This is a genomic window from Variovorax beijingensis (genome assembly GCF_003951285.1).
Taxonomy (GTDB): Bacteria; Pseudomonadota; Gammaproteobacteria; order Burkholderiales; family Burkholderiaceae_C; genus Variovorax; species Variovorax beijingensis.
In genome coordinates, this window is record NZ_RXFQ01000028.1 from 1 (window position 1) to 13,143 (window position 13,143).

Annotated in this window: 14 protein-coding genes; 6 read left to right on the forward strand and 8 right to left on the reverse strand. The window is 60.3% G+C overall.

What is annotated here, in order from left to right; translation table 11 throughout:
• The 8 genes from EJO66_RS30185 to EJO66_RS30215 all read right to left on the reverse strand — a co-directional run.
• Positions 1–945 (reverse strand): alginate lyase family protein (locus EJO66_RS30185; RefSeq protein ID WP_206168908.1); only part of this gene is annotated, 945 nt, incomplete at its 3' end.
• A 401-nt stretch (positions 946–1,346) separates the two neighbouring features.
• Positions 1,347–1,529 (reverse strand): hypothetical protein, encoded by a 183-nt coding sequence (locus tag EJO66_RS30190; protein ID WP_125966960.1) that lies wholly within the window; start codon positions 1,527–1,529, stop codon positions 1,347–1,349.
• Between the two features lie 227 nt (positions 1,530–1,756).
• Complete coding sequence (locus EJO66_RS33265) at positions 1,757–1,891, reverse strand: hypothetical protein (RefSeq protein ID WP_276312029.1); 135 nt, start codon at positions 1,889–1,891, stop codon at positions 1,757–1,759.
• 81 nt (positions 1,892–1,972) lie between these two features.
• Entirely contained in the window at positions 1,973–2,431 is a 459-nt protein-coding gene (locus EJO66_RS30195) for a RidA family protein (protein WP_125966961.1), read from the reverse strand.
• A gap of 78 nt (positions 2,432–2,509) precedes the next feature.
• Positions 2,510–3,037 carry a GlcG/HbpS family heme-binding protein gene (locus tag EJO66_RS30200; protein ID WP_125966962.1) on the reverse strand — a complete coding sequence of 176 codons (528 nt, stop codon included), beginning with the start codon at positions 3,035–3,037 and terminating at the stop codon, positions 2,510–2,512.
• A 170-nt stretch (positions 3,038–3,207) separates the two neighbouring features.
• Complete coding sequence (locus tag EJO66_RS30205; protein WP_125966963.1) at positions 3,208–4,194, reverse strand: Bug family tripartite tricarboxylate transporter substrate binding protein; 987 nt, start codon at positions 4,192–4,194, stop codon at positions 3,208–3,210.
• Positions 4,195–4,469: 275 nt separating this feature from the next.
• The gene (locus EJO66_RS30210; protein WP_164547944.1) at positions 4,470–5,150 is read right to left on the reverse strand and encodes a flavin reductase family protein; all 681 of its coding nucleotides are present in this window, start codon (positions 5,148–5,150) and stop codon (positions 4,470–4,472) included.
• 1,075 nt (positions 5,151–6,225) lie between these two features.
• Complete coding sequence (locus EJO66_RS30215) at positions 6,226–7,146, reverse strand: LysR family transcriptional regulator (protein WP_125966965.1); 921 nt, start codon at positions 7,144–7,146, stop codon at positions 6,226–6,228.
• Between the two features lie 124 nt (positions 7,147–7,270).
• On the opposite strand from EJO66_RS30215, the gene EJO66_RS30220 reads away from it, so the two are divergent.
• The 6 genes from EJO66_RS30220 to EJO66_RS30245 all read left to right on the forward strand — a co-directional run bounded on the left by EJO66_RS30220 (position 7,271) and on the right by EJO66_RS30245 (position 13,141).
• Positions 7,271–8,254, forward strand: a complete 984-nt coding sequence (locus EJO66_RS30220; protein WP_164547946.1) for a Bug family tripartite tricarboxylate transporter substrate binding protein — start codon at positions 7,271–7,273, stop codon at positions 8,252–8,254.
• A 54-nt stretch (positions 8,255–8,308) separates the two neighbouring features.
• On the forward strand, positions 8,309–9,028 hold the full coding sequence (locus EJO66_RS30225) for a DUF1028 domain-containing protein (RefSeq protein ID WP_125966967.1): 720 nt from the start codon (positions 8,309–8,311) through the stop codon (positions 9,026–9,028).
• Between the two features lie 31 nt (positions 9,029–9,059).
• On the forward strand, positions 9,060–10,043 hold the full coding sequence (locus EJO66_RS30230) for a tripartite tricarboxylate transporter substrate binding protein (RefSeq protein WP_164547947.1): 984 nt from the start codon (positions 9,060–9,062) through the stop codon (positions 10,041–10,043).
• Between the two features lie 33 nt (positions 10,044–10,076).
• A complete protein-coding gene (locus tag EJO66_RS30235) occupies positions 10,077–10,802 on the forward strand; it encodes a DUF1028 domain-containing protein (protein WP_164547948.1) in 726 nt (241 codons plus the stop codon).
• A gap of 178 nt (positions 10,803–10,980) precedes the next feature.
• Positions 10,981–12,150 (forward strand): MFS transporter, encoded by a 1,170-nt coding sequence (locus EJO66_RS30240; protein WP_125966970.1) that lies wholly within the window; start codon positions 10,981–10,983, stop codon positions 12,148–12,150.
• Positions 12,151–12,298: 148 nt separating this feature from the next.
• Positions 12,299–13,141, forward strand: a complete 843-nt coding sequence (locus EJO66_RS30245) for an intradiol ring-cleavage dioxygenase (protein ID WP_125966971.1) — start codon at positions 12,299–12,301, stop codon at positions 13,139–13,141.
• The last annotated feature ends 2 nt before the right edge of the window (positions 13,142–13,143 follow it).

Sequence of the window (13,143 nt, forward strand, 5' to 3'; positions counted from 1 at the left end):
ATGGCTCTCCTGCCATTGCCCCAGATAGCCAGGATGCACGTAGTAGACGTTGTTGGCGCTCGCGCCGCTGCCACGGCCGCTCTTGTAATAGTTGCTCGCTTCGGCGATCAGGTCGCTCCGATCGCAGAACACGCCGATCGCGTAGACGGTGCAGATGTTGGCCAGGTCCCAGTTCGCCCAGTAGTGGGTGACCTTTCTGGTCTCCGTGCCGTTGTGGTTGACCAGGAAGTCGTGCGCCTTCGGGTAGAACACGTTCAGCAGCATGGTCTGGAAACGCGCGACGTCCTCCTTCGCCCAGCCGGGGTAGGTCCGCATCAGTTCCGCGGCGTTGGCCCATTGGTTGCCGTAGAGGCCCGAGGCGAGGTAGACGTTGGAGTCGCCGCCCAGTTCGGTCAAGGTCGACGACCATGCGTTGAGGAACTCCACCGCCTTCTTCGCGTAGCTCTCGTCGTTCGTGATCTTCCAGCGCAATGCGAGGTGAAGGGCGCGCACAAAGTCGCCGACCATCTGCCAATAGTTCTCGCCGTCGACACCGCGCGTCACCAACGCCAGGGGGCGCGGCTTCGCATCGAGGTTGGTGTTGTTCGTCTTGAGCATCATGTTCAAGCCGCCCACCCAGAGCTCCGCTTTGGCGGCCAGCTTGTCTCGGATGCGCTGCAGGTCGACCTCGGTGACCAGCAGGCCGGGGTGCGTGATCTTTTGTACTCCGGGCTCAGGGGTGGTCGGCCCGGGCGCTGGGGTGTCGGGAGTATCGACACCTGCGACGGCATCAGGGGTGGCACCCGGTGGCTGCTGCGCGGCAACTCCCCCTATCGGCGAAAAACTTCCGCTGCTGCCACCACCGCAAGCCGTCGTGCCAAGGGCGAGTGCACTCGCGGTGCCGATGAAGAAGGTGCGGCGATCCAGCAGGGCGACATCTTTGTCGTCATTCGAAAAGTGCGTCATTTGTCTAAAATGTGTAAACAAATAATTCTGCAAACTGCATGCCATCCGCCTCGATGGCCCGATGAAATGAAATCGGTAAAACCGATGGACGCATTGCGCGCGTTGCGAGAGACATGCAGCGGCAAGAAGTGACATTCGTTGTCACATGAGACGCCGACGACACGACATTGAATGTCACTGCCTCTTGCCATGTACGCACCGATTCAGAAGCCCGTGCGGTATCGACCTGCGCGACAGGACAAGGCGCTCATGAGTGTGAGCTGTACAGAGGCCGCAATGAGCCTTGAATTGCCTCTGAAAATGAGCGACTGAATTTCATTTTCGGAATGACCAAGAGCACTGCAACTTGCTTGCGTTCTCTCCATTTCGATGACGCAGCGATGCCGATGCTGAACACTGGCTCACCCGTTCGCGGTATTCGGGAACTCCTCGATGTATCCAAGCACTTCCTCCGCCGAGAAGCCGTTCGTCGCTGCCGTGTCGAGGTTGTACCGTGCTTCCTCATGAAAGAACTGAAGCGCCGAGTCGAGTCTCAAGCAGCCGATGGGACTGAAGGCGCCGACCATGAAGAGCGGCAGGACCAAGCTATCTGAGTCCCGCAGTCCTGAGCGCTGGAGAATGTACTTTCTCCCCTCGCCTTTCGTTGATCGCCTTGGAATCCGACCTCCGCAAGGAGTCCTCAATCATGCAAAGCAGTTCGCCCAATATTTGGAGACTGCACTGGCCGATCTTTCCCCTGCCGATGAAGATGACCGAGTTTGGTTGACCGCGAGGGTCTCCGGCCCGCATAGCCTTTTGGCAAATCGAGCTTCTACTGGTATTCGTTGTACCAGCCCTTCAAAGAACCCTTTGTTGGATAGCCCAGTTGCCGGATGGTGGGTCTGACGCGCTCTCCCAGCTTGATGTAGAGCTCAACGGCTCGAATCCGACCTTCGTAGGAGTACATGAACCACCTCCTGGCAGTCCAATTTTTCGTCCGCTCCCCGATCCGGGGTCGGGCCATCATTCGCCATCAATGCTGGTATGTCTACTTATCACCAATGACCGCGACAGCAGACACCTCGATCATCATTCCGACGAAAGGCAGGCTATGCACCGTGATAGACGTGCTCGCAGGGAAGTTGCCATCGGGCCAGAACTCGTGGCGAATCGGAATGAGCGGCTCCAGAAGCCTAGGGTCGGTCAGATAGACAGTGATGTTGACGACGTCTTTCATGCTGCCACCAGCGCGTTTGACCGCTGCGTCGATGGCTCGGAAGATCACGCGAGCCTGGCCTTCAAAGTCGCCGGCCATCGATTTTCCCTGTTCATCCCTTATGCCGACTTGACCCGATATCCAGACAGTCTTTCCACCTTGCGTGGCCACTGCGGTGGAATACCCCCGGGGCTGCCCAGCTTCTGATTTGAGGTACTCGCGGGCGTTCGCGGTCGTCGCCAGAAAAAGCGAACTGCATAGTGTCGCGAGCAGTGCATGACGAAATTTCATATCCACTCCTAATTTAGAGAGCAAGTTTCAATGGGGCGATGGAGGTAATGCGCACTTGGTATCGATGCCCGCAAGCCTTCATCGCCCCATCGCGGCAACACCGCCAGTTGCTACGACCGAGTCCTGATCCGGGGAACCACCCGAAGCGCCGATAGCACCGACGATCAGGCCCCCTTGCATCAGCGGAATACCGCCTTCAACAGCATTCGCGTGGGGCAACGTGAGAATGCGCAGGCCGGCGCCGCCAGCTGCCAGCGCATCCTGGAACGCCTTGGTCGGACGGCGGTACATCGCGGCTGACACCGCCTTGTTCTGGGCGACCAGAATGCTGGCGTTCTGCGTGTTGTCCATCTTCTCGAAGGCCACGAGGTTGCCGCTGGTGTCCACCACCGCCACGGCCATGGGAACGTTGATTCGACGGGCTTCGGCAATCGCAGCACCAATGGCACGACGGGCCTGCTCGAGATTGATGTTGCCGCCGTACTGCGGGACTGCTGCCGCGGCAGGTGCGGCTGCAGGCGTGGGTGCTTGCGCGATGGCCAGCCCGCTTCCGCCGCATACAGTGAGCGCAGCGACGAGGGATACGATGTTGCGGATAGTGATCATGGTTAATTCCTCCGGGTGAAAAATGACAGAAGCGCGCGCACGCATGTGCATTTCTCGGCGGTGCGCACTTCCCTTTGTTGATGCAAGTCGTCCAGTTGCGACCGCTGCCGCGACATCCCCGACATTCGGTCTTCGAGCTCTGATCTCGCAGCTTGGGCTTATGCGTGTCTTCACTCTGCTGAGATCTTGTTGTCCTTTACCACTTTCTCCCAGCGACGAGAATCGTTGGTCAGGAAACTCGCGAACTGGACCGGCGAATCGCCCGCTGGAACAAGACCCATATCAGCCAGGAACTTACTGAACTCCTCGGAGGCAGTTACGCCGCGCGCGGCCGCAGCCAACTGGTCGGCGATGCTCTGTGGAGTGCCCTTCAGGACGAAGAGCGCGTGCCAGGAGTCACCGTCGAATCCCGGGAACATTTCAGCAACGGCCGGGACTTCGGGCAGGCTCTTGATGCGGGCAGCACTCGAGACGGCGAGCGCGCGCAGCTTTCCTGTCTTGAGATACTGCAGGACGTCGGCGACGGGGCTGAACGCCGTGTCGATCGAGCCGCCAAGGAGATCAACCAAACCGCCGTCCTTGTAGGGCACGTGGGTCATGGATACTCCCGCGTTGTTGCAGAAGTAGGTCATGGCCACATGAGGGGCAGTCGCGACACCGTAGGAGCTGTAGTTCAGCCGCCCGGGAGTTCGCTTCGCTTCCTGGATCAGGTCGGACAGGTTCTTGAGCTTCGAGTCGGACCTCACGACGAGCACAAACGGAATTGCCAGCGTTCGAGTGACCGGGATCAGATCACTGACCTGGTACGGCAACTTCTTGTACACATGCGGGTTGATCGAGAGCGTGACATTTGCCGTGTACAAGAGGTTGTAGCCGTCCGGTCGCGTGGCGACGAACTGCTGTGCACCCACGATGGTGCTTGCCCCGGGCTTGTTGTCGACGATGACGGGTTGGTCCAGCGTTTTTGACATCCGCTCTGCGACAAATCGGGCGGAAACGTCAGGCGCGGTGCCCGCGGGAAACGGCACGATCATGCGTATCGGACGGCTGGGGTATTTCTCTTGCGCAAACGCGGGCGCTTGCGTCAGTCCGTACACGACAGCCGGAGTCCCTACGGCATGAGTAAATAACATCGAAGCAAAATCTCTGCGATTCATGTGAATACCCTCAGCTTGATGGATGGCCGGTTTTTCCGTTGTTGGGAGATAGAAGCAAGATGAATTCGAGGCTGTCGCGGCGGCCCACTCAATGCGGCAACGCAGCCTTGGCATGTACGATCCATGCTTGGGGCGTGCCGATCTCGAGCTGTATGTCTGACCGGTAACTGCGCTCGGCGACGGGATGAGCGCAATTCCTGCGGAGGCTGAAGCACCTTTCGGATTCCTCATTTCGGCATCCATGACGCACAAGCCCACGAGCCGCATTCCGAGACTTAGCTGTTCATCGCGCTGGGCTTCAGTTCTGCCGCGCTCAAGGTTGGCGGAAGCATCTGGAAGCGGTCGGTGATTCGGGCGTACGTGCCGGGGCTCGAAAGCCGCCCGATGGTGTCGAGCGCTCCCAAGTTCACGTGCAGTTGTTCGTTGAACACGCCCTCGCGGTAGTGCGCATAAACGACTTCACCCACCACGAGTCGGTGGCCTGAACCGCCGAGATCGTGCATCTGGGACAGGACGCACTCGAACTGGATCGGGAAGTTCACGATGCGCGGAGTCTGCACCTTCACGGACGGCTCGAGCGTGAACTGGGCCACCTCGAGTTCGCTGACGTCCGCAGGATATTCAGGACCGCAGGCGTTCATCCCCTCCCGGTTCTCATAGTCAACGAGATGCGCCACGAACTCGCGCGACGCTTCGATGTTGACCAGCGTGTCTTTGGGCTCGCCTGCGCGTTGATACTGCGTAGGCGCAATGGAGAACATCACCATCATCGGATTGATACTGGCGATGTTGAAGAAGCTGAATGGCGCCGCATTCAGCCCCGCGGGGCCCTTCGTGCAGATGAGCGCGATGGGACGCGGAACGATCGCGCTGGTGATCAGCTTGGCTTGCTGCGAAGGATTGAGTGCCCTGCAGTCGAGCCCGTGGAATGCGTGTGAAGGGGGCGATTGCGGCATGGCTGCTGTCCGTGACATTTATCAGGCCGTTCGGCCCTGGTCGGTTGTTCGACGATTCCTTCGTCGATCCTTGACAATGGTGATCGCCTCGATCTCCACGCGCCCCCCATGACCAAGCCTGCGGTTTGGAATATTCGGGTTAGGCGTGAGCGCTGAGCGATGAACAATGAGCTTCACTCTATAGATTCAGTGATCGGGTGCAAAGCGACGATCTTGGAAATCATTTTTCCTTGAAATGGAAAATTTGATTCACTCACTGAGCTATCGCTGTTGGTCCAGGCTGCGGGACATGGTGGCCTCAGCGGTGCATCCAGAGCGCTGGGGCTGTCGAATCCCGCGGCAACACGCTACCTGGCCGCGCGTGAAGTCTGGGTCAGGGTCGGCTGGTGGAGCGCAAGCCGTCAATCAACCACGCCCTTGCGCGTGATACGCCAGCAGAAGTGTGCGCAGCGATCTATGCGTCACCGAATTGGACATTCCAAGGCAGCATCGCCTCGTAGTCGTCGCGCCGGTCAGCGCGTAACGCTCGGCAATGAGCGCAGCGAGTTCTTCTACGGTGATGAAGGCAGTGACTGGCGGTGGCGACACGCCCGCTTGGATCGGACTGCCCCATCACCGCTCCTTCAGGCCACACGGAAAAAGCGCGGACGGGATTAGTGCTGCACCACCGCGATGTCGATGCCCTCCAGCAACCAGTGCAACTGTTCGGCCGTGGGGGTGAGAACCACCTCGGCCGAGGGCCGCTTGAGCAACAGCAAGGATCGTTACGCTAACAACACAGGATCCTTACCGCAGCAGCGCCTGCGGTTGCTGAACACATAGGCACGCGAGCCGAACGGATCCGGGCTCTTGCGCCCCACAACCAATCAGCCTCTCAATTCTGCGCACTTGCTCTGATGCCTACGTGTCCATGTAGCTCTACGCGGACGCGTAGCCTCGCGGCTCATCGCTCACTCAACAAGGGCGCGACTGATCGGCCGCGTCGAGACGGAGCATAAGGATTGGTTCCGCAGGCAGCCGCCCGAGAGGGAGATGGGGCGCTGAGCAGTTGTAGACACTTCAGCAGGCCAGAGCGTCACATCCTCCCGGTCCACTTCCGCTCGTATTCATGGGCCGCAAATTCATCAACCATGAAGTTGATGAAAGAGCGAACCTTCGCAGACAAATGCTTCCGGCTGGGGTAGGCGATATTGATCGTGAGCTCTGGCAACTCCCACTCGTCCAGCACGGGCACCAAGCGACCGGCAACAACATCGTCATAGAGGATGTAGCTGGGCTGCACCAGGATTCCATGGCCGTTCAGTGCGGCTGCCCTGAGCACTTGACCATCGTTTGACTCGAGCAGCCCGTGAACCGTCACTGACTCGCGCTGCGCGCCGCGAGTGAAGCTCAGCTCATTCGGATTCTTCGCATAGACGTATAGCAAAAGCGCGTGCAGTGGAAGCTCGCGCGGATGCTTCGGCACGCCTCGGTTGGCAAGGTATGCCGGGGATGCCGCCAGGAATCTCCGTGTCGTCCCCAAGCGACGAATCGTGATGGTGCTGTCTGGTTCCAACTCCCGGGTGCGGATTGCGACATCGATCCCGTTGTCGATCATGTCCAAGTATCTGTTCGCAGTTTCGATGTGCACCCGCAGTTGGGGATACAGCTGGTGGAAGCGCTGCAAACGAGGCGCAATGATCTGCATCGCGAAAGACAGCGAAGCGCTTACTCGTAGAACGCCTGAGGGATTGAGCGTTGCGCTTTGGAGCGCCGATTCCGCATCTTCCAGCTCATCGAGGATGTGCCGCGCACGTTCAAGGAACTCCTGACCCTCGCGTGTCAGGTACAGGCGACGCGTGTTTCGCTCGACTAGCCGCACCTTGACGCGGTTCTCGAGAGAAGCCAAGGTGCGACTCGCGGCAGGATTGGACAAGCCCAACGCCTCGGCGGCCTTGCCGAGCCCCCCGCGCTCAGCAACCTGGATGAAGAGCGATAGCTCAGTGAATCGATCCATTTTTCCGACTTTTGGAAATGTGAATTCCGGGCTGGGTGGTTTGTGTCCTGATTGTGAAATTCTAAAGTGTGGCTCCCCGGTTCGGTACATGGGTCTTATCCGAATCGTCCACTTTGGAGAAAGTATGAGCATCAATCGTTTCCGTGCGGTTCTTTCCCGCCGTACCGCGTCTGTACTCACGGCAGCAATGCTCGTCGGCGGCTCTGTCTTTGCCCAGACGACGTTTCCGACGAAGCCCATCCGGCTGGTCGTCGCGACGCCGGCAGGAACGTCACCGGACGTTTCAGCCCGATTCGTTGCAGAGCGCCTCTCCAGGGATCTCGGACAGCCGGTACTCGTGGACAACAAGCCGGGGGCGAGCTCGATCATTGGCGCGGACGCGGTAGCCAAGGCCCCCGCCGACGGATATACGCTTTTTTACGGCACAGCTCCGGCGATCTCGCTCAACCCGCATTTGTTTACCAAGCTGCCATACAAGTCTTCCGACTTTGCACCAATCATCCACCTCGTGGATGTTCCTTTTGTGTTGAGCGTTCGCGCGAACTCCCCGTACAAGTCGGTCGATGAGGTATTGCAAGCTGCCAAGCAGCAGCCCGGTAAGCTGACCTACGCGTCACATGGGCCGGGCACCCCAAACCATGTTGCGATGCTGGAGCTATTGCAGAAGACGGGCGCAACGATGACGCACGTGCCATACAAGGATGGAGGCATTCTGGACCTCATGAGTGGAGTCGTGGATTGGGCGTTCGTCGCCTCGGCCGATGCCATTCCTCAGATCAAGGGAGGAAAGCTGCGAGCGCTGGCAGTTTCCGCGAACGGACGTATGCCGAGTCTGCCTGGCGTCCCCGCCTTGTCCGAGAGCTTTCCCGGCAGTCAGCTCTACTCGTGGAACGGCATTCTGGCGCCGCGTGGCACCCCTGCGGAAGTCGTGGATCGCTTGTCGGCGCCACTGCAGAAGATCGCAGCGTCGAATGAGTTTCGGCAGTACCTGCTCGAACTTGGCTTGATTCCCGCCGGGGGAACACCAGCAGAGTTTCGTTCGTTCCTGGCCAAGGATTTTGAAAACTGGGGAGCAGTCGTAAAACAGAACGGAATTCGGCTCGACTGATGGAGCCAAACGGAAAGCGTCAATCTCACCAATTCAAAAACGGAGTTTTTAGTCATGACTTTCACGATCATTGCGCGCGACAAGCAGTCGGGTGATTTCGGTCTCTGCATCTCGAGCTTCTCGCCGGCGGTGGGTTGGGTAGCGCCGTTCGGGTCGGCGCAGGCCGGTGTGCTCTCTTACCAATCGTCCGTGGAACCTCGGCTGGGCAAGGTGGCGCTGGGCTTGCTCGAAAGAGGATATTCGGCCCAGAAGGTGCTCATCGACATGGAGCAGATGGACAAACACTGGGAATACAGGCAGGTCGGCGTCCTCGATGCGCGCGGCGGGATGGCCGTCTTCACGGGCAAGAAGAACTATCAATGGGCGGGGCACCGCATCGGCTCCGACTTCATCGCTTTCGGCAACGTGCTCGCCGGCGAGAAGACCATCGATGGGATCTGCGAGGCATGGGAGAGCAACCGTGCCGCGAGTTTCGACGACCGCTTGCTGCGCGCCATCGAAGGTGGCCGCGATGCCGGCGGCCAATTGGAGGGCCAGACCTCGGCGGCCATCAAGACGTTCGGCCGCAAGGGCACGGCGCGGCTCGATCTGCGCTGCGACCACGCGTCCGAGCCGATCGCGGAACTGCGGCGGATTGTCGACTGGTACATGCCGCTGGTGGAGTACTACGAGGCGCTGGTCGATGACCCGTCGGTCATGCCCCGGCACAAGGACTGGCTCAAGGCGCGCGGTATCGAACGCGAGTACGGCAAGCCGCCGCCGCACCTGGCCTGAACTTCATCCCATTTCTTCCGTGGAGCCAGATATGAGCATCAATCTTTTCCGTTGCGCCGTTTCCCGCCGCACCGCGTCTGTATTTGCGGCAGCGGCACTCCTGTCCGCGTCCGTCTTCGCCCAAACGCCGTTTCCGACAAAGCCAGTGCGGCTGATCGTCCCCTGGCCTGCAGGAGCTTCGCCGGACGTCACAGCTCGATTCATTGCAGATCGCCTCACCAAGGATCTTGGACAGCCGGTCCTCGTCGACAACAGGCCAGGGGCAAGCCAGATCATTGGGACGGACCTTGTGGCCAAGGCTCCTGCCGATGGACACACGCTTCTCTTCACCGCGGCTCCGTCGGTCTCCCTCAATCCGCATGTGTTTAGCAAGCTGCCATACAAAGCTTCGGATCTGGTGCCGGTCATCCATGTCGTGGAAGTTCCCTTTGTGATGATCGTTCGCGCCAATTCCCCGTACAAATCGGTTGATGAGTTGGTGCAAGCCGCCAAGCGGGAACCGGGCAAGCTGAACTACGCGACCTACGGAGATGGCACTCCAAGCCATATTGCTGCCCTCCAGCTGGTGCAGAGGGCCGGCATAGCCATGACGGCCATTCCATACAAGGATGGAGGCATCCTTTCTGTCATGAGTGGAGACGTGGAGTTTTCGATGGAAGCGTCGGCCGCTGCCATCCCTCAGATCAACGGAGGCAAGCTGCGAGGGTTGGCAGTGTCTGCAAATGGGCGCGTGCCGAATCTGCCTGGCGTCCCGGTCTTGTCGGAGATTTTTCCCGGCAACCAGTTGCATTCATGGAACGGCATCCTGGCGCCGCGCGGTACCCCTCCGGAAGCCCTGAATCGTCTGTCGGTGGCATTGCAGAAGATCATTGCCTCGAGCGAGTTCCAACAGAAGGCGATCGATCTCGGCTTGATTCCGGTAGGCGGAACACAGGCGCAGTTTGCTTCATTCCTGGCCAAAGACTACGAAGAGTGGGGAGCGGTCGTGAAGCGCAACAACATTCGCCTTGACTGAGCCTATACCTATTACCCCGACAAGAAATTCATCGTGACCTACACAGTAATCGGGCGCTGCCCTCGGACTCACCAGATCGGCGTCGCCGTTGCAACGTATTCAGTCGCCTTCGGGTCGTTCACTCAAGGAGCGCACAGCGCCTACGGCGTCGTTATGTCACAGGCCAACGGGCGCAGGCGGAATGCCCCTCTGGGGCAGAACCTGCTGCAGCAGGGGCTAACGAGCAAAAGCGTGCTTGCAGCGCTGGTCCAGGACGACGCCCACGAGAGCCTTCGCCAGATCGCCGTGATGACACGAGACGGTTTGGGCGTGGTTCACACGGGCGCAAGCGTCACGGGTTGGGCCGGAGACAAGACGGGAACGGACTACACCGTCTTCGGAAATGTTCTAGCAGGCGAATACGTGCTCAAGGCAATGGAGGCGAAGTTCAACGAAGATCCGACCCAGCCGCTGGTTGAACGACTCATCAGCACGCTGGAGTCCGGCAGGGACGCAGGTGGTCAGACCGCCAACGACCGACATTTGCCCGAGCGATCGGCCTGTGTGGTCGTGATGGATCGCGAGAGCTACGCGGCATGGGACCTGCGCGTCGACATGCACGGGACCGCGGTGGAGGAACTGCGTCGCATCTACAACCTGTACAAGCCGTATCAGCCCTACTACGAAGCACGGGAGATCGACCCCACCAGCTGCCCGACCCAGCTGGCATGGGAGCGCGAGAGCCTGACCGGCGCTCACCTCCAGGAAACGCTGAAGTGATCAGAGGGCAGATGCCGGCCCTTTGTGCCGCCTCTCCGAACGCCTTGCGCAATCGACGAAACCCCTGACCATTCCGTCTTCATGAACTTCGCCGGCAACCTCGGCCACTTCGCGGTGAGAGCTGGATCGAGGGCCCGGCAACTGTGAGCGGACAACCCAAGCGACCGCCAACGGCGCCATGACGGTCCCCCTCCTAGCTGGCGCCGCGTTTTTCAGCGCGGCCGCCTTGCGCATCTGCGATGCGATGCTGCCGCGCTTGGCCAGCGACTTCGGCGTGACGCCAGGTGCAGCCGGGCAGGTCATCATCTGGTTTGCCGTCGCCTACGGCCTGGTGCAGCTGCTGTTCGGCCCGATGGGCGACCGGTACGGCAAGGCACGCTTGGTGCGTCTTGCGCTCGCCGGCTGTGCGGTGGCATCGCTGGCGTCGGCGCTTGCGCCCGACTTCCAGGTTTTGGTCTGGACCCGCGTCGCATGGGGCATCGCCGCCGCTGGCGTGATTCCCCTGGCCATGGCCTGGATCGGCGACGCCGTCCCCTATGACCAGCGCCAGGCCACGCTGGCGCGTTTGCTCACAGGCACCATCTCGGGAATGATGGCGGGCCAGCTGGCCGGCGGGTTGTTTTCCGAATCAGCCGCCGGTTGGCGCGGCGCCTTCTTCAGCCTGAGCGTGGGATATTCCGCAGTGGCGCTCCTGCTGATGATGCGAGCGCGCCAGGCACATGCCTCGATTGCCGCGCCCACCGGTGCTGCTTCTCAGGTGCCGATGGCGCAGCAGTTGCTGGCCGTTCTGCGCGTGCCTTGGGCGCGTGTCGTCCTGCTGGCAGTGCTGACAGAGGGGTTCTTCCTGCTGGGGCCGCTGAGCTATCTGCCCACATACCTGCATATACACCACAACCTGCCGCTGTCCACGGCCTCTGCCCTGGCGGCTCTCAATGCGGTCGGCGGCCTTGCATACGCCTTCACCGCCAGTCACATCGTGGCCCGCTTCGGGGAACGGCGCATGGTGCTGGCGGGCGGTTGGCTGATGGGGTGCGGCTTCCTAGCTTGGTGGATCTCGGTGCTGCCCTGGCTGGCCGGCCCCATCGCCCTGGTGGTGGGTTTCGGCACCTTTCTGTACCACAACACCTTGCAAACCCACGCGACCCAGATGGTGCCCGCGGCACGGGGGACATCCGTGGCCTTGTTTGCGTCTTTTCTATTCACCGGGCAGGCGCTGGGCGTGACCGCCACCGGGTATGTCGTAGACCACTTCGGCTTTACCCCGATTCTGCTGTCGGCGGCTGTCGCATTGCCTGTTGTGGGCTGGGGTTTTGCGCGTGCGCTGCGGCGCCGTTCGACTGGCGATTGAGCGCACCCAGCCCCAATTGCGCACCACCGTGAAGTGACCCACCTTTCCAAACTCAGGAAATATCATTTCCACTTCAGCGGCTTTCCATCTGCTTTGTGAAATTTTAAAGTTTGACTGCCCCACCCGGAAAACGGGCTTTTTGTGAACCATGCGAAACCTCAATCAAGACAACATCACTCAGGCCGTGATCGCCAGCTTCGCCGATGCGGGGACTCCTCGTCTCCAGCACATCATGACGAGCCTGGTACAGCATCTCCATGCCTTTGCGCGTGACGTGAAGCTGACAGAGGAAGAGTGGGCCCAGGGAATCGACTTCCTCACGCAGTGCGGACACATCACGGACTCGAAGCGGCAGGAGTTCATCCTGCTCTCCGACGTGTTGGGGTTGTCCATGCTCACGGTTGCGATGAATACCGAGAAGCCGCGAGGCTGTACGGAGTCGACTGTCTTCGGCCCGTTCCATGTCGAAGGTGCTCCGAAGTATGAGCTTGGAGATGACATCGCCAACGGGGCGAGCGGCACGCCTTGCCTGGTGCGCGGCACCGTCCGTGACATCTCCGGAAGCCCCATCCCGCAAGCCGTTCTGGACGTGTGGCAATCCGACGAAGACGGGCTGTATGACGTACAGCATGAGGGCCTGGATCAGGCCCAGGCGAGAGGCGTATTGACGGCGGATGGCGACGGGACGTTCTTCTTCCGATCCATCCTCGCCGTTCCGTACGCAATTCCTCACGATGGCCCCGTGGGCCGGTTGCTGGAAGCCACGGGACGCCATCCCTGGCGCCCTGCGCACCTTCATTTCATGATCAAGGCGCCCGGATACGAGACGCTGGTCACGCATGTCTTTCGCGACAAGAGCGACTACCTCGATTCGGATGCCGTATTCGGCGTGCGCCAGTCGCTGATCTGTGAGTGGAAGGAGCAGGCGGATGGCAGCTACCTGCTGGAATTTGACTTCGTGCTCAACCCGACTCGGGGGCACTCAGGTTGATG

Excerpts from the sequence above, each read along its gene's own strand:
- EJO66_RS30195 (WP_125966961.1), bottom strand. The coding sequence starts at position 2,431 with ATGAAATTTCGTCATGCACTGCTCGCGACACTATGCAGTTCGCTTTTT.
- EJO66_RS30230 (WP_164547947.1), top strand. The coding sequence starts at position 9,060 with ATGAGCATCAATCTTTTCCGTTGCGCCGTTTCCCGCCGCACCGCGTCT.
- EJO66_RS33265 (WP_276312029.1), bottom strand. The coding sequence starts at position 1,891 with ATGTACTCCTACGAAGGTCGGATTCGAGCCGTTGAGCTCTACATCAAG.
- EJO66_RS30245 (WP_125966971.1), top strand. The coding sequence starts at position 12,299 with ATGCGAAACCTCAATCAAGACAACATCACTCAGGCCGTGATCGCCAGC.
- EJO66_RS30220 (WP_164547946.1), top strand. The coding sequence starts at position 7,271 with ATGAGCATCAATCGTTTCCGTGCGGTTCTTTCCCGCCGTACCGCGTCT.
- EJO66_RS30210 (WP_164547944.1), bottom strand. The coding sequence starts at position 5,150 with ATGCCGCAATCGCCCCCTTCACACGCATTCCACGGGCTCGACTGCAGG.
- EJO66_RS30240 (WP_125966970.1), top strand. The coding sequence starts at position 10,981 with ATGACGGTCCCCCTCCTAGCTGGCGCCGCGTTTTTCAGCGCGGCCGCC.
- EJO66_RS30200 (WP_125966962.1), bottom strand. The coding sequence starts at position 3,037 with ATGATCACTATCCGCAACATCGTATCCCTCGTCGCTGCGCTCACTGTA.
- EJO66_RS30215 (WP_125966965.1), bottom strand. The coding sequence starts at position 7,146 with ATGGATCGATTCACTGAGCTATCGCTCTTCATCCAGGTTGCTGAGCGC.
- EJO66_RS30205 (WP_125966963.1), bottom strand. The coding sequence starts at position 4,194 with ATGAATCGCAGAGATTTTGCTTCGATGTTATTTACTCATGCCGTAGGG.
- EJO66_RS30225 (WP_125966967.1), top strand. The coding sequence starts at position 8,309 with ATGACTTTCACGATCATTGCGCGCGACAAGCAGTCGGGTGATTTCGGT.